A 26,156-nucleotide genomic window follows, 5' to 3' on the forward strand; every position below is an offset into this window, starting at 1 on the left:
CCGCCGTCCGCGCCCCCTCCCCAGGGGGGCCGCCCTGCCGGGCTCAGCCCTTGACGCAGACGACCTGCTTGAGCTTGGCCACCACCTCGACCAGATCCCGCTGCTGGTCGATGACCTTCTCGATCGGCTTGTACGCGCCCGGGATCTCGTCGACGACCCCGGAGTCCTTGCGGCACTCCACCCCGCGCGTCTGCTCCTCCAGATCCCGCGTGGAGAAGCGCTTCTTCGCCGCGCTCCGGCTCATCCGCCGCCCGGCGCCGTGCGAGGCCGAGTTGAACGCGTCGGTGTTGCCGAGGCCCCGCACGATGTACGAGCCCGTGCCCATGGAACCGGGGATGATGCCGTACTCGCCGCCGCCCGCGCGGATCGCGCCCTTGCGGGTGACGAGCAGGTCGACACCGTCGTACCGCTCCTCGGCCACGTAGTTGTGGTGGCAGGAGATCACCTGGTCGAAGGTGACCCGCGCCTTCTTGAACTCCTTGCGCACGACGTCCTGGAGCAGGCCCATCATCAGCGCGCGGTTGCGCTTGGCGTACTCCTGCGCCCAGAACAGGTCGTTGCGGTACGCCGCCATCTGCGGGGTGTCCGCGACGAAGACGGCGAGGTCGCGGTCGACCAGGCCCTTGTTGTGCGGCAGCGACTGGGCCACACCGATGTGGTGCTCGGCCAGCTCCTTGCCGATGTTGCGCGACCCGGAGTGCAGCATCAGCCACACCTCGCCGGACTCGTCCAGGCACACCTCGATGAAGTGGTTGCCGCTGCCCAGCGTGCCGATCTGCTGCGCGGCGCGCTCGGCCCGCCAGTGCACCGACTCGGTGAGCCCGTCGAAACGCGCCCAGAAGTCGTCCCAGCCGGACGTCGGCATGCCGTGCACGTCCCCCGGACTCACCGGGTCGCTGTGCAGACCGCGGCCGACCGGGATGGCCTGCTCGATGCGCGTCCGCAGCCGCGACAGGTCGCCGGGCAGGTCGTTCGCCGTCAGCGACGTCTTCACCGCGCTCATGCCGCAGCCGATGTCGACGCCGACCGCCGCCGGGCACACCGCGCCCTGCATCGCGATGACGGAGCCGACCGTGGCGCCCTTGCCGTAGTGGACGTCGGGCATCACGGCGAGGCCCTTGATCCACGGCAGCGACGAGACGTTGCGCAGCTGCTGCATCGCGCCGCTCTCCACCGCGGCGGGATCGGTCCACATACGGATCGGGACCCGGACCCCGGGTACTTCGGTGTACGACATGGCTGCCCCCCGGGACATAGACCGACTGGAACGGACGAACGGACGCACGCACGGACGCACGGACGCACGGACGGACGCACGAACGGGACGAGAAGGCGGCCGGACCGACAGAACCGACAGACCAGGACATCAGGGAGATCCAGGACCGACCGGGCCGATGACGCACAACACGCCAGCTTCACACCCATACGGCATGAAACGTCTGATTCGTCGAATAGACCAACGGGTCACCCGATAAACCCACCCCCACGGGTGCTTTCCGCGCCGCGTGCGGTAGACATTGTGTCCAGGGTTCGCTCATGCGCGCCAAGGAATTACCGCCCCGGGACCGTTACGGCACCCGGTTGTGGCACAAGCCCCCGGCAGGGCCACCGCCCCGAGGCGGGCTCCGGGGCACGAGATCGAGAGGCGGCACGTGAGGCAAGGGCTCCGCACAGCGCACTCCAGGCGCAGGCCGCAGGCCGCGCTGGGCGCACTGGCGCTCGCGGTCGCGCTCGGCGGCCTCGGCACGCTCGCCGCGTGCACCGGCGGCGGCTCGGACGACGCGGACGGCGACAGCAAGTCGTCGCCGGTCACCGACCAGACCGTCTCGCCCGCCCCGCCGGGCAAGTACAAGACGCTGCCGCAGCCGTGCATCGCCGTCGACCTGGACACCCTCAAGGCCCTCGTGCCGGGCGCGCAGACCTACGCGGGCACGGAGTCGCTCACGTACGACACCGACCGCCGGGTCGGCTGCACCTGGCACGCGACGACCAAGGACGGCACGGACCACTCGCTGGTCATCGACATGGAGCGGGTCGTCTCCTACGACCCGGCCGTCAGCGACGAGGTCGAGGCCAAGAACGACTTCGACGCGCAGGCCTCGCACGCGTCGATCCCGCCGCCGCCGCTGCCCGGCAGCACGCCCACCACTCCCCCCTCGGCCACGTCCACGCCCACACCCTCGGGCACCGCGAGCGGCAGCCCGGATACCGGCACGGACGGCGACAGCCAGGACTGGGGGCCGCGGCGGCTGACGGATGTGGGCAACGCCGCATTCATCTACGACACCCTCACCCCGCCCAAGGGCGACAAGGCCGCCACGGGCGGGGCGCGCCGCGACGCGACGCTCGTCTTCTGCACCGCGAACGTCGTCGTGAGCATCCACTACGGCGCCACCTCCGCGCCCACCGCCGACGCCGTTCCGCAAAGCTCTGACGTGCAGCAAAGCGCCCAGAAGGTCGCCAAGCAGCTGGAGCGCAAGGTCGAGAGCTGAGCCGCCGGCGGCACGGGGGCGCTCCGTTCACCCCTTAGGGTGGAGGGCCGACCGGCCGCACAGGCACGACTCACGACGACTGGAACCCAGGACCCATGGAACGACGACGACGCACCGCACCGCGCCGGGCCCTGCTGCTGGCGTGCGCCGCGGCCGTGCCCGCGCTGCTGCTCGCCGGCTGCTCCTCCGGCGGCTCGGACTCCGGCTCAGGCTCGGGCTCCAGCTCCGGCTCCAGTTCGGGCTCCGGCTCGGATTCCGGCGGCAAGGGCAGCACCGCGTCCGCGGGCAAGGACACCGCGGGCGGCACCACGACGACCGCGGCGCCCGCGCCGGAGAAGTTCGCCACGCTGCCGAACGCCTGCCTGTCGGTCGGCAAGGCCACCGTGACCGCGATCGTGCCCAAGGCCAAGTCCCCGGCCGGCACACCCGCCACCTCCGACGACGCGAAGGACCGCGCGGGCTGCTCCTGGACCGGCAACGGCCCGGACGGCTACCAGTACCGCTGGCTGTCCGTCACCCTCCAGCGCTTCAGCTCCACCCCGGCCACGCCCGCCGAGACGCAGGCCCAGCAGCGCTACACCGACCAGGCCGCCGACCTCGGCAAGACGTCGGGCGCGACCGCGTCGGCCGTCTCCGGCCTCGGCGACCAGGCGACCTCGGTCGCGGGCAAGGCCACCGTCGCGAAGGTCACCTCGCAGGACGACACGCTGCTGGTGCGGACCGGCAACGTCCTGGTGATCGTCGAGTACAACGGCGCGGGTCTGGAGGGCAAGAAGAACCCGAGCGCCTCCACCGTCAACGCCAACGCGCTGCGGGCGGCCAAGGAAGCCGTCGCGGCGGTCGCGGCGGCGAACGCGTAACAAACACCGCCCCGCCCGTCCGCAATCCAGCGGCAATCCGTACGTTTGTCCGGGCCGCGGAGCGCCGGACCGCCACCGCGGTATGGCAGTCTGGGGCGGCCCAGTCGCCGAGTCGCAGTCGCAGGAGGGGTCGCGGGTGGCCGCGATACGTTTGACCCGCACGCACCGCATATTGGTCGGGGTCGTCGTCACCGGAGCCGTCGTCATCGCCGGCATAGGCTTCGCCGGGTCCTACGCGGCCGTGCGCTCACTCGCGCTCGACAAGGGCTTCGGCTGGTTCGCGAACGTCTTCCCCATCGGCGTGGACGCCGGCATCGTCGTCCTGCTGGCCCTCGACCTGCTGCTGACCTGGCTGCGCATCCCCTTCCCGCTGCTGCGGCAGACCGCCTGGCTGCTGACCGCCGCGACCATCGCCTTCAACGGCGCCGCCGCCTGGCCCGACGGGCTCGGGGTCGGCATGCACGCCATCATCCCGGTGCTGTTCGTGGTGTCGGTCGAGGCCGCGCGGCACGCCATCGGGCGCATCGCCGACATCACCGCCGACAAGCACATGGAAGGCGTCCGCTTCACCCGCTGGCTGCTCGCGCCCTTCCCGACCTTCCGGCTGTGGCGCCGTATGAAGCTGTGGGAGCTGCGGTCGTACGAGGAGGTCATCCGGCGCGAGCAGGACCGCCTCGTCTACCGGGCCAGGCTGCGCGCCCGCTACGGCGTCGCCTGGCGCCGCCGGGCACCTGTCGAGGCGATCATGCCGCTGCGGCTGGCCAAGTACGGGGTGCCGCTCGCCGACACCGCCGAGGCCGGACTCGCCGCGGCGGGCCTCGACCCCCTCGCGGGCCCCGCGCCCAAGGAACTGACCGCCGCGGCCCCCGCGTCCGAGCCGGTGTCGGAGGCCGCGCCGCAGCAGGCCGCCCCCGCGCCTGGCCCTGTCGCCGTCCCTGGCCCCGCCCCCGTCCCTGGCCCCGCCCCCGTCGCCGAGCCGGAGCGCGCCGAGCAGCCCGTGCCGCCGTCGCTGCCCGAGGGCGCGGAGCAGCCGGTGCCGTACGCCGAACCGGCCGGGCACGCGTACGACGCCCGCTTCGACCCGCGCTACGACCCGAGGTTCGATCCCCGGTACGACCCGCGCTACGACCCGCGCCTCGACGCCGGGTACGACCCCCGGTACGACCCGAGGTACGACCCCCGCTACGACCCGCGGTACGCCGAGGTGGCGCCGCAGGGGCAGTACGCGCCGATGGACGTCCCGCCGCAGCCGCAGGGCGGGGGCGAGGTGGAGCAGCCCGGCAGCCCCTGGTTCCACGCCCAGCGGCTGCCGGAGCGCCCGCAGCCCGTCCCGGCACCGGCCCCCGAGCCCGAGCCCGCGGCGGACGGACCGCGCATCCCCACCGCCCCGGGCCGCGACCGCCCGCTCGGCGTCGGCACGGGCCCGAACGGCGCCCCGCTGCCCTTCCCGGGTCCGCGCGAGGAGTTCGCCCCGGAGCCCGTCCCCGAGCCGCTGCCGGGGCCCGGACCGGCGCCCGGACCGGCGCCCGTCGTCGTGGCCGAGGCCGCCGCGACGTTCGACCTCCCCGAGGGGATCTCCGTCGAGGAGGCCTACTTCGCGGCCTACCGCCAGTACGTGCGCGAGAAGGGCGAGTTCCCGAACGCCCGGCAGTTCTCCCGCTACCTTCCGACGGTGTACGGCGGCACCGCGCCGGAGGAGCGCACCCTCGTCGCCGTCATCCGGGACATGCGCTACCGCTTCCAGTCCGAGTCGGACATCGAGCACATCCCGTAACCCGCTCCGGGGTCCCGCTACGGCCGCGCGAGGACACCGGTCGGCTGGAGCTGCTCGTAGCCGCGGGCCAGCAGCTCGGCGGTCACCGCGACCGGGCCCGTCGAGCCGTCGGCGCAGGTGACGGTGAGGGACGTGCGGTACGTGCCGCCCGGCGCCAGGTCGGTGGCGGTCGCCGGGGTGACGACGGCGACGAGCGTGCCGTCCGGGCCCCCGGTCAGGGTCACCGGCTCGCCGTCCGCGGTCACGGTCACGTCGTCCGGGTGCAGGCCGCCGGGCCGGGAGAGCACCAGACGGGTGCCGACCTCGGTGAAGTACGGGCCGTCGGCCGGGCTCGTGAAGACGACCTCACCCGCGAGGGAGCAGGCGTCGTCGCCGCACCCGTCACCACCGCCGTGCCCGCCGCCGCCGCGCACCGACGCCGGGAGCGCGCCGACGCGGGCGGGCGTACCGCCGACGTTGTACGTGCCGGGGTGGCCGGGGCCGCCCGGCGCGGTGGGCGCGAGGTGGATGTGGCCGGTCGCGGTGCCGTCCACCAGGAAGTCGTAGACGGTGCCGTCCACCGTGAGGTTGTCGACGGAGGTGTCCAGGCTCGCGCTCGCGTCGCCGAGCCGGCCGACGTTGGCGATGACGCCGATCGCGCCGCTGCCCACCCCGCCGCACTCCGCGGCGTAGTCGCTGAACGGGTGGTCGCTGCCGGCCGCGAAGGAGCCCACCGCACGCGAGGTGCGCCACAGGGCGTCGCCGCCCGCGTCGAAGTGCCGCCAGATGTCGGCGACCGCGCCGGTCCTGCCCTGCGCGTCGGTGGCCAGCTGCGGCTGGAAGCTGAGCGTGGTGAAGGCGCCGCGGCAGAAGCCGGGCAGCTGGAGGTTCGCGCCGAAGGGGATCGCGGAGGGGGTGGAGTCGGCGCTGCGCACGTAGAGGTCGTACGACAGCGGGGACGCGGCGATCCGGCTCCACTGCACCGGAAGGCCGAAGTAGCGGGCGGCCTGCGACTGCTCGGCCTCGGCGGCACCGGTCACGGCCAGGTGCAGGCTGCCGTTGAAGCGGACCGGGTCGGCGAAGGGCGAGACCTCCTGCGTGCCGAACGGCCGCCCGGCGTTCCCCGGGTCGTCCTGCAACCGCAGCCACGGGCCCCGCGGCCCGAGGTCGGTCGCGGTGACGGGTTGGCGTACGGCGTCCGCCGCCCCGGCCGGTGCGGCGCAGACGAGGACGGCGGGGACTGCCGCGACGGCGGCGGCGGTGAGTGACGCGGCGTACCGCGCGGCAAGACGGGACATACGGTCGAGCTCCCATCGGGATCGGGCGCAGCAAGCGCCCCCGATGGATCCCCGCACGCCGGCCCTGCCGATGCCCCGCCCCGCCAATCTCACCCTGACGGCCTTGCCCGTCCCACCGGCGAGCCCGGCCCGCCGGGGAGCGGGCGGAGCCCGGCGGGAGCCCGGCCCGCCCGAAAGCCAAGCCCGCGCAGGCCCGGCCCGCCCGGGTCCGGCGGGTGGCCGGGCTCCCGGGCGGGTGCGGGGGCCGGGTCAGGCCGCGGGCGCGCCCAGCAGGGTGCGGACGCGGTCCTGGCCCACCGCGAGGAGCAGGGTCGGCAGCCGGGGGCCGGTGTCGCGGCCGACGAGCAGTTCGTAGAGCAGGGCGAAGAAGGCCCGCTGTGCGATCTTCAGCTCGGGTGTCGGCTTGGCGTCCGGCTCCAGGCCCGCCTGGACCTTCGGCACGGCGTAGACCAGCGTCGTCAGGCCGTCCAGCGACCAGTGCGACGCCAGCCCGTCGAGCAGCAGCTTCAACGCGCCGCGGCCCGCGTCGTCCAGCGCGGCGAGGCGGCCCTCGTCCGGTTCGGCCCGCACCACCGTGCGCTGCTCGGCGGGCACCTGCGTGGTGATCCAGGCCTCCGCCCGGTCCAGCCGCGGGCGCACCTCGTCCAGCGCCGCGATCGGACGCTCCGGATCCAGCTCGGACAGGATCCGCAGCGTCTGCTGCTCGGCACCCGCGGTGATGTCGGCGACCGAGGCCAGCGTCCGGTAGGGCAGCGGCCGCGGGGTGCGCGGCAGCTCACCGGCCGCCGTGCCGATCGCACGGCTGTACGCGGCGACGTCGGCGGGCAGCGCGGTGCCGTCCTCGACCTTGCGCGTCAGGGCGTCCCACTCGTCGTACAGCCGCTGGATCTCCTGGTCGAAGGCGATCTTGAAGGACTGGTTGGGGCGGCGGCGCGCGTACAGCCAGCGCAGGATCTGCGGCTCCATGATCTGCAGCGCGTCCCCGGGCGTGGGGACACCGCCCTTGGAGGAGGACATCTTCGCCATGCCGGAGATGCCCACGAAGGCGTACATCGGCCCGATGGGCTGCTCCCCGCCGAAGATCGGCCCGACGATCTGCCCGCCGACCTGGAAGGACGACCCGGGCGAGGAGTGGTCCACCCCCGACGGTTCAAAGACGACGCCCTCGTACGCCCAGCGCATCGGCCAGTCGACCTTCCAGACCAGCTTGCCGCGGTCGAACTCGCGCAGCAGCACCGTCTCGGTGTGGCCGCACGTGCACGTGTACGTCATCTCGGTCGTCTCGTCGTCGTACGAGGTGACCGTGGTGAAGTCCTTGCCGCACTGGGCGCAGAAGGGCTTGTACGGGTAGTACTCCGCGCCGCTGCCGCTGCCGTCGTCCTCGGCGGCCGCGCCGGAGCCCTCCGCGGCGGCGACCTCCGCCTCGTCGAGCGGCTTCTGCTGCTGCTTGGCGGGCGCCTTCTTCGTCCGGTACTGCGCGAGGATCGCGTCGATCTCCCCGCGGTGCCGCATCGCGTGCAGCACCTGCTCGCGGTAGGCCCCCGAGGTGTACTGCGCGGTCTGGCTGATCGGGTCGTACTCCACGCCCAGCTCGGCCAGCGAGGCGACGATCTGCGCCTTGAAGTGCTCCGCCCAGTTCGGGAACGCGGAGCCCGCGGGCGCGGGCACGGACGTGAGCGGCTTGCCGATGTGCTCGGCCCACGACGCGTCGACGCCCGGGACCCCACCCGGTACCTTGCGGTACCGGTCGTAGTCGTCGAACGAGATCAGGTGCCGCACCTGGTGACCGCGGCGGCGGATCTCGTCGGCGACCAGGTGGGGCGTCATGACCTCGCGGAGATTGCCCAGGTGGATCGGGCCGGAGGGGCTGAGCCCGGACGCGACGACGACGGGTTTCCCGGGGGCGCGGCGCTCCGACTCGGCGATGACCTCGTCCGCGAAACGGGAGACCCAGTCGGTCTCGGTGCTGGCAGCCACTGCTCTGTCCTTTCCCCTGCTGGGCGGGCCGCCCCGGAGGCGTCCCGCTCCCTTGATTCTCCCAGACCCGCGAGCCCCGCCGGGCCGCCCTGTGGACAACCGGCACTCCGCCCCCGCCTCGCCCCCACCCCTGTGGATAACCTGCTCGCCGTCCGCCGCACACGTGGGAAACTAAGGACGGCGGCCCCGCGCGGGCCACCACCCACGATCCCGACACACGAAACGGCACCTTTCATGGCCTCGGTCGCTTCCCTTTCCGCTTCGCTCCAGCAGCGTGTCTCGGCCGCCCTCGCGGCGGCCGTGCCGTCGGCCGCGGGTGCCGACCCGCTGCTGCGACGCAGCGACCGGGCCGACTTCCAGGCCAACGGGGTGCTGGGGCTCGCCAAGCGGCAGAAGACCAACCCGCAGGCGCTCGCCGCCCAGGTGGTCGAGGCGCTGCCCGCACTCGCCGCCGAGCAGCCCGGGGAGGACCCGGTCGCGGCCGTCGAGGTGTCCGGCCCCGGCTTCCTCAACATCACGGTCACCGACGCGGCGATCACCCGCAATGTCGCGGCCCGCGCCGCCGACGAGCGGCTCGGCGTGCCCTTCAAGGAGCACCCCGGCATCACCGTCGTGGACTACGCGCAGCCCAACGTGGCCAAGGAGATGCACGTCGGCCATCTGCGCTCGTCCGTGATCGGCGACGCGATCGTGAAGATCCTGGAGTTCGAGGGCGAGCAGGTCGTCCGCCGGCACCACATCGGCGACTGGGGCACGCAGTTCGGCATGCTCGTGCAGTATCTGATCGAGCACCCGCACGAGCTGGACCACACCGCCGACGAGGCGGACGCGGGCGAGGCCTCGATGTCCCGGCTGGACCGGCTCTACAAGGCGTCGGGCGCGCTGTTCAAGTCCGACGAGGGCTTCAAGGAGCGGGCCAGGCGCCGGGTGGTGGATCTCCAGGCGGGCGATCCGGAGACGGTCGCGCTGTGGCAGCGGTTCGTCGACGAGTCGAAGATCTACTTCGACTCGGTCTACGGCAAGCTCGACATCCACATCCGCGACGAGGACATCGTCGGCGAGTCCGGCTACAACCACATGCTCGCCGAGACGTGCGAGCTGCTGGAGAAGTCCGGTGTCGCGGTCGAGTCAGACGGCGCGCTGTGCGTCTTCTTCGACGACGTCAAGGGCAAGGACGGCGAGCCGGTCCCGCTCATCGTCCGCAAGTCCGACGGCGGCTTCGGCTACGCGGCCACCGACCTGTCCGCGATCCGGAACCGGACGGGCGAGCTGCACGCCGACACCCTCCTCTACGTCGTGGACGTCCGGCAGTCCCTGCACTTCAAGATGGTCTTCGAGGCCGCCCGCCGGGCCGGCTGGCTGACCGACGAGGTCACCGCCCGGCATCTGCCCTTCGGCACCCTGCTCGGCAAGGACGGCAAGCCGTTCAAGACCCGGGCCGGGGAGAGCGTCAAGCTGGAGGCGCTGCTCGACGAGGCGGTCCAGCGGGCCACCGCGGTCGTGCGGGAGAAGGGCGAGAAGATCGGCCTGACCGAGGACGAGATCCTCGCCAACGGCGCGCAGGTCGGCGTCGGCGCGGTCAAGTACGCCGACCTGTCGACCTCGCTCGGCCGCGACTACGTCTTCGACCTGGACCGGATGGTCTCGCTCAACGGCGACACCAGCGTCTACATCCAGTACGCCTACGCGCGGACGCAGTCGATCTTCCGCAAGGCCACCGCGGAGCAGCGGCCCGCCGCCCACCCGGAGCTGCCGCTGGAGCAGGCCGAGCGCGCGCTGGGCCTGCACCTGGACGCCTTCGGCGACACCCTCGCCGAGGTCGCCGAGGTGTACGAGCCGCACCGGCTCGCCGCGTATCTGTACCAGCTCGCGTCGCTGTTCACGACCTTCTACGAGCAGTGCCCGGTGCTGACCGCCGACGGCGGCCCCGCCCAGGTGGAGAACCGCCTGCTGCTGTGCGAGCTGACCGCCCGCACCCTGCGCCAGGGCCTGGCCCTGCTGGGCATCCGCACCCCCGACCGCCTCTGACCCGCCACGCCGTCCGACCGCCCGGGTGCGGCCCCCGCCGGGCCGCACCCGCCCGGCCGGTCGCCGCTCGGCGGGCGGCCGGGCGGCTCCTGTGGTCCGATGGAAGTGTCAGCGACGGCACCGAAGGCGGACGGACGGGCACGTGTCAGGCGACGGCGACGGACCCGGCATCGACTACCGGGCGGTCTACAAGGGGCTCCCGGCGGGCATCGCGCTGCTCGACCCGCAGCTGCGCTACGTCGACGTCAACGACGCCTACACGCGCCTGTCCGGCCACGCCGCGGCCGACCTGGTCGGGCGCTACATCTTCGACGTCTTCCCCGACAGCCCCGAGCGTGCCGACGAGGCGAACGGCCCGGCGAACCTCGGCGCCTCGCTGCGCCACGTCCTGGCGACCCACGAGCGAGACTCGCTCCCCCTCCAGCGCTACGACGTGGAGCGCACGGACCGCTCCGGCGTCTTCGAGGAGCGCTACTGGAGCACGATCAACACCCCCGTCCTCGACGACGACGGCGAGGTCACCCTCATCGTGCACCGCGTCGAAGAGGTCACCGCTTTCATGAAGGCCCGCGACGGCGGCCCGGCCAGCCACAGCAAGCTGGAGGCCGAGCTGTACATGCGGGCCCGGGAGCTGCAGGAACTGAACATGCGGCTGCGCCGCGCGCACGCCCACGAGCGGGAGGTCGCGCTCACCCTCCAGTCCGCGCTGCTGCCTGCCACCCGCCCGGTCGGCCACCGGGCCGCGGTGCGCTACCAGCCGGCGGTCAGCGCGCTCAACGTGTGCGGCGACTGGTACGACATGGCCGACCTGCCCGGCAACCGCACCACGGTGGCGGTGGGGGACGTCGTCGGCCACGGCCTGCAGGCCGCGACGGTGATGGGCCAGCTCAGAAGCGCGCTGAGCGCCGCCGCCCGGGTCACCGAGGGGCCGGCCGCGGCGCTGGACGCGCTGGGCCTGTACGCCGAGTCCGTCGAGGGGGCGGAGTCCACGACCGTGGTCAAGGCGCACGTCGACTGGAGCGGCCGCACCATCACGTACAGCACCGCGGGGCACCCGCCGGCCGCGCTGGTGCACCCGGACGGCACGGTGGAATTCCTCGACCAGGCCACCGACCCGCCGATCAGCGCCAGCCCCGAGCCCGAGCCGCGCCCCGAGGCCGTCGTCGGTTTCGAGCCGGGCGCCACGCTCGTCCTCTACACCGACGGGCTCATCGAGCGCCGCGGGGAGGACATCGACGTCGGGCTGGGCCGCCTCGCGACGTCCCTGGCCCGGCACCGCGAGGCCGACCCCGAGCAGGTCGCCGACGCGCTGCTGGACGAGCTGCTCCCGCCGGAGGGCGCCACCGACGACACCGCCCTGGTCGTCCTGCGGCTGTGACGGGCCCCACCGGGTGACGCGCCGGGTGCCCGCCCCCGTACGGGCACCCGGCGCGGGCTCAGCGGACCCGCGGCGCGGACGGCGCGGACGGCGCCGACGGGGACTTCGGGGACGATGGCGCCGACGGGGCCGGGGGCAGCGACGGCGGCAGCCCGAACCACGGGTAGGTGCTGCCCTCGAAACGGCACAGCGCGGACACCCGCCCGCCGCTGAGCCCGAGCACGATCACGCCGATCCCGTACCGCTCGCCGTCCGCCGCCCGCAGGTAGACCCCGAAGGCCGGCTGGCCGTTGGCGCGGCTCGGCACCAGGTCGAAGGCGCGGCCGCCGCCGAACAGCGCGGCGCAGAAGCGGCCCACCGCGTCCACCCCGAGGTACTCGAACGGCACCGGCGGCATGGACATGAAGACGTCGTCGGTGAACAGCGCGACCAGCCCCGCCACGTCCGCGGCCTCGTACGCGCTCACGAAGCGCGCCAGGATCTCCTCCTCGGCGGGCGACCCGGCGGCCGGCGGCGGCTCGTCGCCGGGGTCGGCGGCGCGGTGCCGCAGCAGGCCCGCGCGGGCCCGCTTGAGGGCGCTGGTCACCGACTCGACGGTGGTGTCCAGCATCCCGGCGACCTCGCTCGCCCGGAAGCCCAGCACGTCCCGCAGCACGAGCACCGCAAGCTGGCGCGGCGGCAGCAGTTGCAGCGCGGTCACGAAGGCCAGCGAGATCGACTCGGTCTGCTCGTAGCGGGCCTCGGGCCCCAGCGGTACGTCGATCGCGCCCGCGAGCAGCGCGTCCGGGAAGGGCTCCAGCCAGACGGCCTCGCCCATCCGCGAGGGCTCCGGCGGATTCAGCCCGGGGGCGTTCCACTCCTGGGCGGGCCGCCGGGCCTGCGACCGCAGCGCGTTGAGGCAGCGGTTGGTGGCGATCCGGTAGAGCCAGGTGCGCAGCGAGGCCCGCCCCTGGAAGCCGTCGAGGCCCTGCCAGGCGGCGAGCAGGCTGTCCTGGAGGGCGTCCTCGGCGTCCTGGAGGGAGCCGAGCATGCGGTAGCAGTGCACCAGCAGTTCGCGCCGGTGCGGTTCGGTGAGCGCCCGGAAGGCGTCGCCGTCCCCGCCGCGCGCCCTGGTCAGCAGGTCGGACGCCGCCGCTCTCACCGTCATGTGCCGCTCGCCTTCTTCCCGCCCGCGCCGGGCACCTCCCGCCGCCACCCGTACCGACACCGGCCGGGGCGCGAACTGGGCGGTCCGCGCCGCCCATTGTGGACCCGTTGTCAGACCCCGCCCCTACAGTCGGGACATGGCGACGCTCCCCGACCCGCTCCCGGCTCTCGCGGCCGACCCGACCGGCTCCGCCCTCGGCCTGGCCCTGCCACCGGGCCGGCTCGTGCACGGCACGCAGGACGGTTCGGGCGACGCGCCGCTGCTGTGGGTCGCCGATCAGGCGGCGGCGCCGGAAGCCTGGGAAGACGCGTTGCCCGCGCGGGCGGTGGGGCTGCTCCCGGTGCTGATCGACCAGGACAGCTTCGACCTGTCCCGCTTCGGCCTGGCACCCGGGCGCGCGTCCGACCCCGGCGACCACGACGCCGAGGAGGTGCTCGTCGGCTACTGGACGGGCCGGGCCTGGCGGGACGACGCGGACGGGCAAGCCCCCGAGGCCGCGGGGGACGACGGCTGGCCCGGCCTCGCCGCCGCACCGCCGCCGCAGGCGGATCCGGACGAGCGGGCGGCCGAGATCGCCGAGTGGCTCGTCGACACGGCGATCGACGACGCCCTCCTCGCCCTGGTGCCCGCCCGCCGCAGCGCCGACATACCCGCCGCGATCGGCTGGAACGGCCCGCTCAACCACGAGGACGACGTGGCGCGGCTGTGCGCGGTGCTGCGCTCGTGGGAGGAGCGCTTCGGGATACGTGTCGTGGCCCTCGGCTTCGACACCCTCACCGTCTCGGTGGCCGCCCCGCCGCGTACCCCCGAGGAGGCCGCGGCGGTGGCCGCCGAGCACTACGCCTTCTGCCCGGACAACGTCGACCAGGGCTGCGGCTCGCTGGCGGAGTACGCGGCCGGGGAGGTGCTGGGCCGCACGCTGTGGACGTTCTGGTGGGACTGACCCCGCGGGGCCGTAGGCGGCCCCGCCGTCAGAGGTTCTGCGCGACCTCGGTCGCCCAGTACGTGAGGATCATGTTCGCGCCCGCCCGGTGTATCGAGGTCAGCGTCTCGGTGATCGCCCGCTCCCGCTCGATCCAGCCGTTCGCGGCCGCGGCCTCGACCATCGCGTACTCGCCGGACACCTGGTAGGCGGCCACCGGCACGTCCACGGACTCCGCGACCTTCGTCAGCACGTCCAGGTACGGCAGCGCGGGCTTGACCATGACCATGTCGGCGCCCTCGGCGAGGTCCAGCGCCAGCTCGCGCAGCGACTCGCGGACGTTCGCCGGGTCCTGCTGGTAAGTCTTGCGGTCGCCCTGGAGGCCGGAGTTCACGGCCTCCCGGAAGGGCCCGAAGAAGGCGGAGGAGTACTTCGCGGTGTACGCCAGGATCGCCACGTCCTGCCGGCCGATCTCGTCCAGCGCCTCGCGGACCACGCCGACCTGGCCGTCCATCATCCCGGACGGCCCGACGACATGGACGCCCGCGTCCGCCTGGACCTGCGCCATCTCGGCGTAGCGCTCCAGCGTCGCGTCGTTGTCGACTCGGCCCTCGGCGTCCAGGACGCCGCAGTGACCGTGGTCGGTGAACTCGTCCAGGCACAGGTCCGACATGACGACCATCGCGTCGCCGACCTCCCGGGCGACGTCGCGGATCGCCTGCTGGAGGATGCCGTCAGGGTCCGTTCCCTGGCTGCCGACCGCGTCCTTCACCTCGGGGACGCCGAAGAGCATGATGCCGCCGACACCGGCGGCGGCGGCCTCCGCGGCCGCCTTGCGCAGGGTGTCGCGGGTGTGCTGGACGACGCCGGGCATCGAGGAGACCGCCTGCGGCGCGGTGATGCCCTCCCGGACGAAGGCGGGCAGGATGAACTGCGCGGGATCCAGCCGGGTCTCCGCGACCAGGCGGCGCATCGCCGCGGACGTCCGCAAACGCCGGGGCCGCGCCCCGGGAAACTCCCCATACCTAGCCATACGATCCACGGTACGCCCGCGCGCGCCATGCTCTTCCCGACGCGAAGTCGGGGGCTCGCGGGGTACGCAGGCGCTTGCCGCGCCGGGCACCCGTTTTTGGGGCGCGGGGAACTGCGCGGCACACCCCCACCGGGGCGCGGGTCGTCACCGACCCAAAGGGTCTCTTCGGCCCGTACCGGACCACCGGCCGGTGGTGGGTTGCTCGCGCAGTTCCCCGCGCCCCTAAAAAACCTGGTGCCCCACGCGGCACGCGCACCCCCGAGAAACGGGTGCCCCGGCGGGCGAACGCGCACCCCCCTAAAAAGGGGTCCCCCCGCGCGGCACACGCGCACCCGAAAACGGGTCACCCACGCCGCCACGCGCACCCCCGAGAAACGGGTCCCCCCGCGCGGCACACGCGCCCCGAAGAGCGGGTGCCCCGCGGGGTGGGGAGGCGGGCTCGGCGGGCGGTCCGTGCCCTCTGAGCGGACCGCAGGTCAGACGCGGCGGCGGCGGGCGCCGGGACGGCGTTCGCTGGGCCTCGTGACGGGGTCGCCCGCGAGGACCGCCGCGTCGCGGCGCGCCGCGCCGAAGTCCGCGAGGGCCTGCGCGAGGGCGTGCACGGACGGCTCCGGGGCCATCACGTCGACCCGGAGCCCGTGCTCCTCCGCGGTCTTGGCCGTCGCCGGCCCGATGCACGCGATGACAGTCACGTTGTGCGGCTTCCCGGCGATCCCGACGAGGTTGCGCACCGTCGAGGACGACGTGAACAGGACCGCGTCAAAGCCGCCGCCCTTGATCGCCTCACGGGTGTCGGCCGGCGGCGGCGAGGCGCGCACGGTGCGGTAGGCGGTGACGTCGTCGACCTCCCAGCCGAGGTCGACGAGGCCCGCGACGAGCGTCTCGGTCGCGATGTCGGCGCGCGGCAGGAAGACGCGGTCGATCGGGTCGAAGACCGGGTCGTAGGGCGGCCAGTCCTCCAGCAGGCCCGCGGCGGACTGCTCGCCGCTGGGCACCAGGTCGGGCTTGACGCCGAACTCGACGAGCGCCTGGGCGGTCTGCTCGCCGACGGCGGCGACCTTTATGCCGGCGAAGGCACGCGCGTCGAGCCCGTACTCCTCGAACTTCTCGCGGACCGCCTTGACCGCGTTGACGGACGTGAAGGCGATCCACTCGTAGCGGCCGGTGACCAGGCCCTTGACCGCGCGTTCCATCTGCTGCGGGGTGCGCGGCGGCTCGACGGCGATGGTGGGCACCTCGTGCGGCACGGCGCCGTACGAGCGCAGCTGGTCGGAGAGCGAGGCGGCCTGCTCCTTGGTGCGCGGTACGAGCACCCGCCAGCCGAACAGCGGCTTGGTCTCGAACCACGACAGGTGCTCGCGCCGCCCGGCGCGCTCGCCGACCACGGCTATGGCCGCGACGGAGTCCTCGGGGGTGGGCAGCGCCTTGGTGGCCTTGAGCTCGGCGGCGATGGTCGCGAGCGTCGCGGTCCAGGTGCGCTGCCGGGTGGTGGTGCCGGCCACGGTCACCGTCAGCGGGGTGTCGGGCTTGCGGCCGGCGCCGATGAGTTCGGCGGCGGTGGCGGCGACGGTCTGGAGCGTGGTGGAGACGACCAGCGTCGCGTCGCTGGCGCCCGACTCGGTCCAGCAGCGCGGCGAGGCGGTCGGGGCGTCCACGAAGCGGACCCCGCCGTCGAGCGGCACTCCGGCGTACGCGGGCACGCCCACCTCGGTGGCGACACCGGGGACGACCTCGAAGGGGATGCCGGCCTGCGCGCACGCGAGCATCTCGGCGGCGGCGCAGGCGTCCAGCCCGGGGTCGCCGGCGACCGCACGGACGACCCGCTTGCCGGTGCGCGCGGACGCCATGACAAGCTGGGCAGCGGCATCGGCGAGGGCGGAGGTGTCCAACACCGCGCTGCCGGCGGCCGGTTCGGCTGCCCCGGCGGTGTCGCCGGACGGCTCGGCGGTGCCGACGTCGGCACGGGCATGGGTGCGGACGACGTCGAGCACGGAGCGGTCGCCGACCAGCAGGTCGGCGAGGGCGAGCGCTTCGACGGCACGCAGGGTCAGCAGCCCGGGGTCACCGGGCCCGGCACCGAGGAAGGTGACGTGACCGTGGGCGGTCCGCCCGGCGGGGCCGGGGCTTGCGGCGTTGCCGGCCGGCAGTGCCGCACCAGCGGTCGTGGTCGTAGCGACGGCGGCGGGGTTCAAAGTGTGCGCTCCCCCATAAGACCGGCCGCGCCCTTCGCGAGCATCTCGGCGGCGAGTTCACGGCCCAGGGCACGTGCCTCGTCGCCGGACGCCGGAACGCGGCCGGTGATGGACATCTGCACCAGTTCGGTGCCGTCGGTGGTCCCGACGACGCCGCGCAGGCGCAGCTCGGTGGTCTGCCCGTCGTCCACAAGGTCGGCCAGCGCTCCCACGGGGGCGCTGCAGCCGGCCTCGAGGGCGGCGAGCAGGGATCGTTCGGCGGTCACGGCGGCCCGGGTGTCCGGGTCGTCGAGTTCGGCGAGCCGTGCGGCCAGCTCCGGGTCCGAAGCGGCGCACTCGACGGCCAGCGCACCCTGTCCGGGAGCGGGCAGTACGGCGTCGGCCGAGATCAGCTCGGTCGCATCGGCGATCCTGCCGATACGGTTCAGCCCGGCGGCGGCCAGCACGACGGCGTCGAGCTTGCCGGAAGTAACGTACCCGATCCTGGTGTCAACGTTGCCACGGATCGGAACGGTCTCGATGTCCTGGCCGTGCGACCGGGCCCACGCGTTGAGCTGCGCCATGCGGCGCGGCGAGCCGGTGCCGATCCGCGCGCCCGGCGGGAGCGTCGCGAAGGTCAGCCCGGAGCGGGCGACCAGCGCGTCGCGCGGGTCCTCGCGTACGGGCACGGCCGCGAGCACCAGGCCCTCGGGCGGTGCGGTGGGCAGGTCCTTCAGGCTGTGCACGGCGAAGTCGATCTCGCCGGACAGCAGCGCGTCGCGCAGCGCGGACACGAAGACGCCGGTGCCGCCGATCTGGGCCAGGCTCTCGCGGGAGACGTCGCCGTAGGTGGTGATCTCGACGAGTTCCACCTCCCGCCCGGTCAGGGCGCGGACCCGGTCGGCGATCATGCCGGACTGGGCCATGGCGAGCTTGCTGCGCCGGGTGCCGAGGCGCAGTGCGCGCCCGGGGGCGCCGGACGGGGGCGCGGAGGTGGTCGCCGGGGTGGCAGGGGGATTCGCGGGGGTGTTCGCGGGGTTAGTCATCGCCGCTCTCGATTCGGTCGGGCACCCGGGCCACCGCGGGCCTGGGGGTCTCGGCCCGGCTGACGGCGGCGACCGCCTGCGGGTCGAGGTCGAAGAGTTCCCGCAGCGCGTCGGCGTACCCGGCACCGCCGGGCTCGCCCGCGAGCTGCTTGACGCGCACGGTCGGCGCGTGCAGGAGCTTGTCCACGACGCGGCGGACGGTCTGGCCGATCTCCGCGCGTTGCTTGTCGTCCAGGTCGGGCAGCCTGCCGTCGAGCCGCGCGAGTTCCCCCGCGACGACGTCGGCGGCCATCGCGCGCAGCGCGACCACGGTCGGGGTGATGCGGGCGGCGCGCTGGGCGGCGCCGAAGGCGGCGACCTCCTCGGCGACGATGCCCTGCACGGCTTCCACGTCGGCGGCCATGGGCGCGTCCGCGGAGGCCGCGGCGAGCGACTCGATGTCGACGAGGTGGACGTGGTCCAGGTCGTGCGCGGCCGGATCGACGTCCCGCGGCATCGCCAGGTCGAGTACGGCCAGCGGGCCGGCCGCCGCGAGGTCCTCGGCGGTGAGCACCAGGCCGGTCGAGCCGGTGCACGACACCACGATGTCGGCCTCCGTGAGCGCGGCCGCCAGCTTGGCCATGCCCACCGCGTGCGCCTGCGTGCCCTGCTCGGTGAGCTGGGCGGCGAGCCGTACGGCCCGCTCGGGGGTGCGGTTGGCGATCGTCACACCGGCCACGCCGGAGCGCGCCAGGGTGACCGCGGCCAGCGACGACATCGAGCCGGCGCCGACGACCAGGGCGCGCTTGCCGGTCAGCGGGCCGGTCACGGGGGCGAGCTGGGCCAGGCCGAAGGTGACCAGGGACTGCCCGGCGCGGTCGATACCGGTCTCGGAGTGCGCGCGCTTGCCGACCCGCAGGGCCTGCTGGAAGAGGTCGTTGAGCAGCCGTCCGGCGCTGTGCAGCTCCTGCCCGACGGCGAGCGCGTCCTTGATCTGGCCGAGGATCTGGCCCTCGCCGACGACCATCGAGTCCAGCCCGCACGCCACCGACAGCAGGTGGTGGACGGCACGGTCCTCGTAGTGGACGTACAGGTACGGCGTCAGCTCGTCGAGGCCGACCTCGCTGTGCCGCGCCAGCAGCGTGGACAGTTCGGCGACACCGGCGTGGAACTTGTCGACGTCCGCGTACAGCTCGATGCGGTTGCACGTGGCGAGCGCCATGGCCTCGCTCGCGGGTTCGGCGGCGAGCGTGTCCTGGAGCAGCTTGGCACGCGCGTCCGCGCTCAGCGCGGCGCGCTCCAGCACGCTCACCGGCGCACTGCGGTGCGACAGTCCGACGACCAGAAGACTCATGCGGGCATCACGGCGGGGACGTCCCCGTCCGGGTCCTGCCGGCCGTTCTCGCCCTCGCCGGCCTTGCGCTGCTCGTGGAAGGCGAGGATCTGCAGCTCTATGGACAGGTCCACCTTGCGCACGTCCACGCCGTCCGGCACGGACAGCACGGTCGGGGCGAAGTTCAGGATGGAGGTCACACCCGCGCCGACCAGCCGGTCGGTGACCTCCTGCGCGGCGCCCGCGGGCGTCGCGATGACGCCGATGGACACCTGGTTGTCGGCGACGATGCTCTCCAGCTCGTCGATGTGCCGCACCGGCAGGCCCGCGACCAGCCGCCCGGCGAGTCCCGCGTCGGCGTCCAGCAGCGCGGCGACGCGGAAGCCGCGCGAGGCGAAGCCGCCGTAGTTGGCGAGCGCGGCGCCGAGGTTGCCGATACCGACGATGACGACCGGCCAGTCCTGGGTGAGTCCCAGTTCCCGGCTGATCTGGTAGACGAGGTACTCGACGTCGTAGCCGACGCCCCTGGTCCCGTACGAGCCGAGGTAGGAGAAGTCCTTGCGCAGCTTGGCCGAGTTGACCCCGGCGGCGGCGGCGAGTTCCTCCGAGGACACGGTGGGCACCGAGCGCTCGGACAGAGCGGTCAGCGCCCGCAGGTACAGCGGAAGCCTGGCGACGGTGGCCTCGGGGATCCCTCGGCTACGGGTCGCCGGTCGGTGTGATCGGCCAGTTGCCACGGTGCTCCTGCGGGTAGAGCTGGGCTGAGAGCGGCCACGGTCGTTGGAGCCGCCCCGTGCGTGCCAGGCTATGTCTTTGTGAACGCGTGCACAAAGATGGTGTCCGTTTTGCCCGGCGGAAGTGATGGGCATCACGCACTCCCATGTCGGACATTGGGCACGTACTGCCCGGCCGAAACGTTGCTGCGCCGCTTCCACAACGCGTCCGCCGTCCGCAGCAGACCACCGGCCTCGGGCCAGCGCACATCCACTGCCTGCGACAACCGCTGCGCCAGCGCCTCCGCGGCCGAGACCGCGCCGACCGTACCCGTCTCCGCCACGAAGTGGCCGAAAAGCGCCGCTGCGGTCCGGGCGTCCCCCAGCGCGGTGTGGGCATCCTCACCCCCGAGCCCCAGCGCGCGGGCGCACGCCCGCAGCGACAGCCCGTAGGTGTCACCCGTGGAGTACGCGGCGGCCATCCGCATCGTGCACAGCTCCGGCACCGCGGGCACCACTATCCCGATCCGCGCGTACTCCGCCGCGAGGAACGCCCGGTCGCACCCCACGTTGTGCCCCACCAGCACGCGACCGCGCAGCAGCGCGAGCAGCCGCCCGGCGATCCCGGCGAAGTACGGGGCCCCGCCGAGGTGGGCGGGCTCGATCCCGTGGATGTGCGTCGGACCCACGGGCCCCTGCGGATCGACGAGCGTGCTGAACTCCCCTTCCGGGGAGAGGTCGAGCCCGAGCAGCACCACCGCGACCTCGACGACCCGGTGCCGCCGCGACGACGACCCGGTCGCCTCGACATCCACCACCGCGAACCCGCTGGGCGCGGGGCCTTCCACCGAGGGCACTCGGCACACTCCTCATACTTCGCCCCCGGCCGTACAAAACGCCCCCGATCCTACCTGAGCTCGCCTTCTGGGTAGGGCGGTGCTTATCAGGGGCGCGCAGGCCCTCCGCAGGAGGGGGGTCAGGAGGTGAGGGCGCGGTGGAGGCGGGCGCGGTCGACGCGCCAGAACGTGTGCTGCTCACCGTCGACCAGCACGACAGGAATCTGCTCCCAGTACCGCGCGTACAGCGCCTCGTCCTGCGTGATGTCCTGCTCCAGGACCACCGCCCCGGTCGCGGCGGCGACCTCCTCCACCACAGCGCGAGCGTCCTCGCACAGATGGCACCCCGGCTTGCCGATCAGCGTCACCGTCCGCGCGGCAGCCGCGCCCGCGCCCTCGCCCTCGTTCGTCGTTCCGCTCATCCGCTCATTGTGACTCCTGGCCGACACAGCCGGTTCACGCCCCGGCATCGTGCGCGAACCGGCCCTGTCGCACGGGATCGTTATGCTCGACGGCATGGCCGCTCCCCGATGGCTCACCCCCCGCAGACAGTCCGCCACGCAGCGGAGTGTGCAGGCCGGCGAGGCTGCCGCGGAGGCGGCGCTCGCGACGACGCCCCGGCCGGAGGACACCGCTCCGCAAGAGGCGGACAGGACGGAGGAGGTTTGCTTCCCGGTCGCCGGGGATCCGCGGGCCGCCGCGTTCTTCGACCTCGACAACACCGTGATGCAGGGCGCCGCGCTCTTCCACTTCGGCCGCGGGCTGTACAAACGGCATTTCTTCGACACGCAGGATCTGCTGCGGTTCGCGTGGCAGCAGGCGTACTTCCGGATGGCCGGCTCCGAGGACCCCGAGCACATGCAGGACGCGCGGGACAGCGCGCTGTCGATCGTCAAGGGGCACCGCGTCGAGGAGCTGATGGCGATCGGCGAGGAGATCTACGACGAGTACATGGCCGGCAAGATCTGGCCGGGGACGCGCGCCCTCGCGCAGGCGCACCTGGACGCCGGGCAGCGGGTGTGGCTGGTGACGGCCGCGCCGGTGGAGACGGCGACGATCATCGCCCGCCGGCTGGGCCTGACCGGCGCGCTGGGCACGGTCGCGGAGTCGGTGGACGGCGTGTACACCGGGCGGCTGGTCGGCGAGCCGCTGCACGGGCCCGCGAAGGCCGAGGCGGTGCGGGCGCTGGCGATGAGCGAGGATCTGGACCTGTCGGCGTGCGCGGCGTACAGCGACTCGCACAACGACATCCCCATACTGTCGCTCGTCGGACACCCGTACGCGATCAACCCCGACAGCCGGCTGCGCAAGCACGCCCGCGCGGAGGGCTGGCGGCTGCGCGACTACCGCACGGGGCGCAAGGCGGCCCGTATCGGGATCCCGGCGGCGGCCGGTCTGGGCGCGCTCGCGGGCGGTACGGCGGCGGCGGTCGCGATCAGCCGGCGGCACAAGTAGCCGCGCCGGCGGGCGGCCCGGCATCGTACGGCCCCGTCCGGCGGGCGGGTGTACGCCCCGCGCACGGCGCGCACACGGTCACATCACGGCCTCTGCGCGAGCTGTTCACGAACCCAAGTGGTCAACAACAGCCACCTGTTCGATAATTGGTCGATCATCAATCCGCACAGGAAATGGCGCAAACGACGATTTGCGCAACTCGGTGTAGCGTCTCCTGTACGAAGCGTTATTCTCCTCAGACGCAATCCGGTACCCACACGTCGCCACGACGGGTGAACGGTCCCGTACTGCACGTGATGGAAGTTCTGCCTCTGGGAGTCCCGTGTACCCACACGACGGGGTTGACACCTCCGGCCTGGCTGCGCTGCGCGCCATGGTGCTCCGGCACCTTGTGCACGCCGTCCCCGCGCACGCCGTGCCCGCCCTCGCCACGTCAGGTCCCACCGTCCCCGGGCCCGCGTACGCGCTGGCCGAAGTCAGCACAGCCGCAGGCAGACGCACCCGCAACAGTTCGGGATCCGCCGGTACCCACGCCGCCGCCCCGGGCGCCCAGCCGCGCCGCCCCGCCGCCGACACCGACTCGGGCCGCATGATGGACCTGGTCGAACGCGCGCAGGACGGCGAGACCGAGGCCTTCGGCCGCCTCTACGACCACTACAGCGACACGGTCTACCGCTACATCTACTACCGGGTGGGCTCCAAGGCGACGGCCGAGGACCTGACCAGCGAGACCTTTCTGCGCGCCCTGCGCCGTATCGGCACCTTCACCTGGCAGGGACGCGACTTCGGCGCGTGGCTGGTCACCATCGCGCGCAATCTGGTCGCCGATCACTTCAAGTCGAGCCGTTTCCGTCTCGAAGTGACCACCGGCGAAATGCTCGACGCGAACGAGGTCGAACGAAGTCCCGAGGATTCGGTCCTGGAGTCGCTGTCCAACGAGGCGCTGCTGACCGCGGTGCGCAAACTCAACCCGCAGCAGCAGGAATGCGTGACACTGCGCTTCCTGCAAGGGCTTTCGGTCGCCGAGACGGCCCGGGTCATGGGAAAGAACGAGGGCGCGATCAAGACGCTGCAATACCGCGCCGTCCGCACGCTGGCCAGACTCCTCCCGGATGACGCGAGGTGAGGCCCCGGTGCCACCGCACGATCATCACACCTGCGTAACCCAACTGGCGCGGTGCTCGTTGCTTCCCATGCGGACACCCGCGCACCGCCCCGCACCCCTCGCTTTTCACCCGTTCGGGTGCATGGCCGAGGGGCCGCGCAACCCCCGGGCGGTGCGGGGAGTCGAGTGTGGATGACGAGAGGAGGTGCCGCGCGTGATCGGACAGGCAACGGCACACCGCCGGGCGAACGCCTTCGCCCAGGCGCTTGAGGACCGCGAGGCCCTTGAAGAGCGCGAAGGCGCCGCGGCAGCCCAGGACGGCACCGCGGCAGGCCGTCGGCCCGGTACGTCCGGCGCCGCCCACGGCAGCCACGCGGCGGCCCGGCACGCCGACCCCGAGCAGAACACCCTGCTGGCCCTCGCCACGGCGCTGGCCGAGCAGCCGCGGCCCACGCTCGACCCCGAGCGCAAGACCGTGCAGCGCGCCCAGCTCATCGCCGCCATGGAGCAGGCCCTCGCCGACGGCAGCTTCCCGGTCACCGCCCGGGTGCCCGAGCAGCGCGACGGCGGCCGGAGCGGCAGGAGCGGGCTGCGCCGGCTCACCCCCGGCAGCAAGCTGTCCCGGCGGCTCGCGGTCGGCGGGCTCACCGTCAGCGTCGCCGCGGGCGCCTTCGGCGGGGTCGCCGCGGCCAGCACCAACGCGCTGCCCGGCGACACGCTCTACCCGCTCAAGCGCGGCATGGAAGATCTCAAGCTCGACATGGCCAGCGGCGACGCCTCGCGCGGCAAGATCTACCTCGACATGGCCTCCACCCGGCTCCAGGAGGCCCGCCGCCTCATGGACCGCGGGCGGGGCGGGCAGCTCGACGACGAGTCGGTGGCCGAGGTGCGCAAGGCCCTGTCGGGCATGCACCAGGAGGCCACCGAGGGCCACAAGCTGCTCAGCCAGGCCTACCGGCACGACGGCGACCTCCAGCCGATCGAGACGCTCAACAACTTCACGGAGGCCCACCGCCAGGGCTGGACGGAGCTGCGCGGCAAGCTGCCCAGCCAGCTCACCGACGTCTCCGACCAGGTCTCCTCGGTCTTCGACGCCATAGACCAGGAGGTCGCGCCGCTCCAGGGGCTGCTGCCCCAGCCGAAGAAGCGGGAGTCGCACGGCTCCGGCTCCGGCGGTACGGGCGGCGGTTCGACCGGCAGCGCGTCCGCCCCGCCCTCGGCGTCGTCCAGCGCGACGCCCGGCGCGGACGGTACGCCCGGGGCCACCCCGTCGCCGTCCGCGACGGCGCCCGCCCAGGGCCTCATCGGCGGCACGAACCCGCTGGGGCCGCTCCCGGGCCTCACCGCCCCGGCCACCCCGACGTCCCCGCCGTCCACGGACCACTCCGTGACCCTGCCCCCGCTCCTCCCGGGCCTGCTGCCCGGCCTGGGCCTGGGCGCGTCGGAGGACGACGAGTAGCGCCGCACAGGGGCGCGTGGGGCACCTCCCACGCGCCCCTGACGGTTGCCCCGCGCGGGGCGCTCGGCCTCAGAAGAACACGGACCGGCGCTGCACGAGCAGCTCGTACAAGGTGTGCTGAATCGTTTCGCGTACCTGGTCCGTCAGGTTGAACACGAGCATCGGGTCCTCCGCCGCCTCCGCCGGGTAGCCGTCCGTGGGGATCGGCTCGCCGAACTGGATGACCCACTTCGTGGGCAGCGGCACGACACCCGCGGGACCGAGCCACGGGAACGTCGGGGTCAGCGGGAAGTAGGGCAGGCCCAGCAGCCGGGCAACGGTCTTCGCGTTGCCGAGCATCGGGTACGTCTCCTCCGCGCCCACCACCGAGCACGGCACGATCGGCACCCCCGTCTTGAGGGCGGTCGCGACGAACCCGCCGCGTCCGAAGCGCTGGAGCTTGTAGCGGTCGGCGAAGGGTTTGCCGATGCCCTTGAAGCCCTCCGGCATGACCCCGACGACCTCGCCCCGCTCCAGCAGGATCTCCGCGTCCTCCGCGCAGGCCAGCGTGTGGCCGGCCTTCCGGGCCAGCTCGTTGACCAGCGGGAGCATGAAGACCAGGTCGGCGGCGAGCAGCCGCAGATGCCGTTTGGCCGGGTGGTGGTCGTGCACGGCGACCTGGGTCATGAGGGCGTCCAGCGGCAGCGTGCCGGAGTGGTTGGAGACGACGAGCGCGCCGCCCTCGGCGGGGATGTTCTCGATGCCGCGGACCTCGACGCGGAAGTACGACTCGTACAGCGGCCGCAGCACCGACATCAGGACCTGGTCGGTCAGCTCGGCGTCGTACCCGAACTCGTCGACCTCGTAGTCGCCCGTCACCCGGCGGCGCAGGAAGGCCAGGCCGGAGGCGACCCTGCGGTCCCAGTCGTCGCCCAGCAGCCGTCCGGCCACCGCGCCGAACAGCCCGCCGCCCGGGGCCGCGGGCGGCTCCTGCGCCGCCTCCGGGCCGGTACGTCCGCCCGCGGCCTGCGCGGGGATGCCCGGTGCGCCCTCGCCGCCCGCGGCGGAACCCGCCTCCCGGCGGGCGGCGGCGCGGCGGCCGCGCGCCCCCTCGTCGAACGGGATCACCTTCGCGTCGCCCACGGCCCCTGCTCCTTCCGCCGAACCTGAAGCACCCCTCGGCGCGCTCTCG

Annotated in this window: 21 protein-coding genes; 9 read left to right on the plus strand and 12 right to left on the minus strand. The window is 73.5% G+C overall.

Annotated elements, in window-relative coordinates; all coding sequences use genetic code 11:
* Positions 1–43: 43 nt before the first annotated feature.
* A complete protein-coding gene (locus ACH4PY_RS36410) occupies positions 44–1,237 on the minus strand; it encodes an RtcB family protein (RefSeq protein WP_398192806.1) in 1,194 nt (397 codons plus the stop codon).
* Between the two features lie 415 nt (positions 1,238–1,652).
* Between ACH4PY_RS36410 and ACH4PY_RS36415 the strand changes: the two genes are divergently transcribed.
* From ACH4PY_RS36415 to ACH4PY_RS36425, 3 genes are all read left to right on the plus strand, one after another.
* Entirely contained in the window at positions 1,653–2,492 is an 840-nt protein-coding gene (locus tag ACH4PY_RS36415) for a DUF3558 domain-containing protein (RefSeq protein ID WP_398192807.1), read from the plus strand.
* 95 nt (positions 2,493–2,587) lie between these two features.
* On the plus strand, positions 2,588–3,352 hold the full coding sequence (locus tag ACH4PY_RS36420) for a DUF3558 domain-containing protein (RefSeq protein ID WP_398192808.1): 765 nt from the start codon (positions 2,588–2,590) through the stop codon (positions 3,350–3,352).
* A gap of 136 nt (positions 3,353–3,488) precedes the next feature.
* Positions 3,489–5,126 (plus strand): DUF2637 domain-containing protein, encoded by a 1,638-nt coding sequence (locus ACH4PY_RS36425; RefSeq protein WP_398192809.1) that lies wholly within the window; start codon positions 3,489–3,491, stop codon positions 5,124–5,126.
* A 17-nt stretch (positions 5,127–5,143) separates the two neighbouring features.
* Here the strand turns inward: ACH4PY_RS36425 and ACH4PY_RS36430 are convergent, their stop codons facing one another.
* Both ACH4PY_RS36430 and lysS read right to left on the minus strand, forming a co-directional pair.
* Complete coding sequence (locus ACH4PY_RS36430; RefSeq protein WP_398192810.1) at positions 5,144–6,403, minus strand: hypothetical protein; 1,260 nt, start codon at positions 6,401–6,403, stop codon at positions 5,144–5,146.
* Positions 6,404–6,652: 249 nt separating this feature from the next.
* Positions 6,653–8,380, minus strand: a complete 1,728-nt coding sequence (lysS, locus tag ACH4PY_RS36435; protein ID WP_398192811.1) for a lysine--tRNA ligase — start codon at positions 8,378–8,380, stop codon at positions 6,653–6,655.
* Positions 8,381–8,614: 234 nt separating this feature from the next.
* On the opposite strand from lysS, the gene argS reads away from it, so the two are divergent.
* Together argS and ACH4PY_RS36445 are read left to right on the plus strand one after the other, a co-directional pair.
* Complete coding sequence (gene argS / locus ACH4PY_RS36440) at positions 8,615–10,408, plus strand: arginine--tRNA ligase (protein WP_398192812.1); 1,794 nt, start codon at positions 8,615–8,617, stop codon at positions 10,406–10,408.
* Positions 10,409–10,550: 142 nt separating this feature from the next.
* Positions 10,551–11,786, plus strand: a complete 1,236-nt coding sequence (locus ACH4PY_RS36445; RefSeq protein ID WP_398192813.1) for a PP2C family protein-serine/threonine phosphatase — start codon at positions 10,551–10,553, stop codon at positions 11,784–11,786.
* A 58-nt stretch (positions 11,787–11,844) separates the two neighbouring features.
* On the opposite strand, the gene ACH4PY_RS36450 is transcribed toward ACH4PY_RS36445, so the two are convergent.
* Complete coding sequence (locus tag ACH4PY_RS36450; protein WP_398192814.1) at positions 11,845–12,933, minus strand: sigma-70 family RNA polymerase sigma factor; 1,089 nt, start codon at positions 12,931–12,933, stop codon at positions 11,845–11,847.
* Positions 12,934–13,069: 136 nt separating this feature from the next.
* Between ACH4PY_RS36450 and ACH4PY_RS36455 the strand changes: the two genes are divergently transcribed.
* Entirely contained in the window at positions 13,070–13,876 is an 807-nt protein-coding gene (locus ACH4PY_RS36455) for a DUF4253 domain-containing protein (protein ID WP_398192815.1), read from the plus strand.
* Positions 13,877–13,904: 28 nt separating this feature from the next.
* On the opposite strand, the gene hemB is transcribed toward ACH4PY_RS36455, so the two are convergent.
* The 7 genes from hemB to ACH4PY_RS36490 all read right to left on the minus strand — a co-directional run bounded on the left by hemB (position 13,905) and on the right by ACH4PY_RS36490 (position 21,388).
* Positions 13,905–14,888, minus strand: coding sequence for a porphobilinogen synthase (gene hemB, locus ACH4PY_RS36460; RefSeq protein WP_398192816.1), 984 nt, complete (start codon positions 14,886–14,888; stop codon positions 13,905–13,907).
* A gap of 476 nt (positions 14,889–15,364) precedes the next feature.
* Positions 15,365–17,035 carry a uroporphyrinogen-III synthase gene (locus ACH4PY_RS36465; RefSeq protein ID WP_398192833.1) on the minus strand — a complete coding sequence of 557 codons (1,671 nt, stop codon included), beginning with the start codon at positions 17,033–17,035 and terminating at the stop codon, positions 15,365–15,367.
* 41 nt (positions 17,036–17,076) lie between these two features.
* Positions 17,077–18,105 carry a hydroxymethylbilane synthase gene (hemC, locus tag ACH4PY_RS36470; protein ID WP_398192817.1) on the minus strand — a complete coding sequence of 343 codons (1,029 nt, stop codon included), beginning with the start codon at positions 18,103–18,105 and terminating at the stop codon, positions 17,077–17,079.
* Positions 18,098–19,438: a glutamyl-tRNA reductase gene (locus tag ACH4PY_RS36475; RefSeq protein ID WP_398192818.1), complete on the minus strand. Its 1,341-nt coding sequence runs from the start codon at positions 19,436–19,438 to the stop codon at positions 18,098–18,100. Before ACH4PY_RS36475 ends, hemC begins: the two co-directional genes overlap by 8 nt.
* Entirely contained in the window at positions 19,435–20,154 is a 720-nt protein-coding gene (locus ACH4PY_RS36480; protein ID WP_398192819.1) for a redox-sensing transcriptional repressor Rex, read from the minus strand. Before ACH4PY_RS36480 ends, ACH4PY_RS36475 begins: the two co-directional genes overlap by 4 nt.
* Positions 20,155–20,285: 131 nt before the next feature.
* A complete protein-coding gene (locus tag ACH4PY_RS36485) occupies positions 20,286–20,987 on the minus strand; it encodes an exonuclease domain-containing protein (protein ID WP_398192820.1) in 702 nt (233 codons plus the stop codon).
* Positions 20,988–21,106: 119 nt separating this feature from the next.
* The gene (locus ACH4PY_RS36490) at positions 21,107–21,388 is read right to left on the minus strand and encodes a glutaredoxin family protein (protein ID WP_398192821.1); all 282 of its coding nucleotides are present in this window, start codon (positions 21,386–21,388) and stop codon (positions 21,107–21,109) included.
* A gap of 94 nt (positions 21,389–21,482) precedes the next feature.
* On the opposite strand from ACH4PY_RS36490, the gene ACH4PY_RS36495 reads away from it, so the two are divergent.
* The 3 genes from ACH4PY_RS36495 (at position 21,483) to ACH4PY_RS36505 (ending at position 24,985) form a co-directional block, all read left to right on the plus strand.
* A complete protein-coding gene (locus tag ACH4PY_RS36495) occupies positions 21,483–22,421 on the plus strand; it encodes an HAD family hydrolase (RefSeq protein WP_398192822.1) in 939 nt (312 codons plus the stop codon).
* A gap of 322 nt (positions 22,422–22,743) precedes the next feature.
* Entirely contained in the window at positions 22,744–23,547 is an 804-nt protein-coding gene (locus ACH4PY_RS36500) for an ECF subfamily RNA polymerase sigma factor, BldN family (protein WP_398192823.1), read from the plus strand.
* A 193-nt stretch (positions 23,548–23,740) separates the two neighbouring features.
* On the plus strand, positions 23,741–24,985 hold the full coding sequence (locus ACH4PY_RS36505) for a DUF5667 domain-containing protein (RefSeq protein ID WP_398192824.1): 1,245 nt from the start codon (positions 23,741–23,743) through the stop codon (positions 24,983–24,985).
* A 69-nt stretch (positions 24,986–25,054) separates the two neighbouring features.
* On the opposite strand, the gene ACH4PY_RS36510 is transcribed toward ACH4PY_RS36505, so the two are convergent.
* The gene (locus ACH4PY_RS36510; protein ID WP_398192825.1) at positions 25,055–26,107 is read right to left on the minus strand and encodes a lysophospholipid acyltransferase family protein; all 1,053 of its coding nucleotides are present in this window, start codon (positions 26,105–26,107) and stop codon (positions 25,055–25,057) included.
* Positions 26,108–26,156: the final 49 nt, after the last annotated feature.

The organism is Streptomyces sp. NPDC021224, assembly GCF_044332905.1.
Taxonomy (GTDB): Bacteria; Actinomycetota; Actinomycetes; order Streptomycetales; family Streptomycetaceae; genus Actinacidiphila.

Coding starts and splice junctions, on each gene's coding strand:
- ACH4PY_RS36410 (WP_398192806.1), bottom strand. CDS start 1,237: ATGTCGTACACCGAAGTACCCGGGGTCCGGGTCCCGATCCGTATGTGG.
- ACH4PY_RS36420 (WP_398192808.1), top strand. CDS start 2,588: ATGGAACGACGACGACGCACCGCACCGCGCCGGGCCCTGCTGCTGGCG.
- ACH4PY_RS36430 (WP_398192810.1), bottom strand. CDS start 6,403: ATGTCCCGTCTTGCCGCGCGGTACGCCGCGTCACTCACCGCCGCCGCC.
- argS (WP_398192812.1), top strand. CDS start 8,615: ATGGCCTCGGTCGCTTCCCTTTCCGCTTCGCTCCAGCAGCGTGTCTCG.
- ACH4PY_RS36450 (WP_398192814.1), bottom strand. CDS start 12,933: ATGACGGTGAGAGCGGCGGCGTCCGACCTGCTGACCAGGGCGCGCGGC.
- ACH4PY_RS36455 (WP_398192815.1), top strand. CDS start 13,070: ATGGCGACGCTCCCCGACCCGCTCCCGGCTCTCGCGGCCGACCCGACC.
- hemB (WP_398192816.1), bottom strand. CDS start 14,888: ATGGCTAGGTATGGGGAGTTTCCCGGGGCGCGGCCCCGGCGTTTGCGG.
- hemC (WP_398192817.1), bottom strand. CDS start 18,105: ATGACTAACCCCGCGAACACCCCCGCGAATCCCCCTGCCACCCCGGCG.
- ACH4PY_RS36475 (WP_398192818.1), bottom strand. CDS start 19,438: ATGAGTCTTCTGGTCGTCGGACTGTCGCACCGCAGTGCGCCGGTGAGC.
- ACH4PY_RS36490 (WP_398192821.1), bottom strand. CDS start 21,388: ATGAGCGGAACGACGAACGAGGGCGAGGGCGCGGGCGCGGCTGCCGCG.
- ACH4PY_RS36495 (WP_398192822.1), top strand. CDS start 21,483: ATGGCCGCTCCCCGATGGCTCACCCCCCGCAGACAGTCCGCCACGCAG.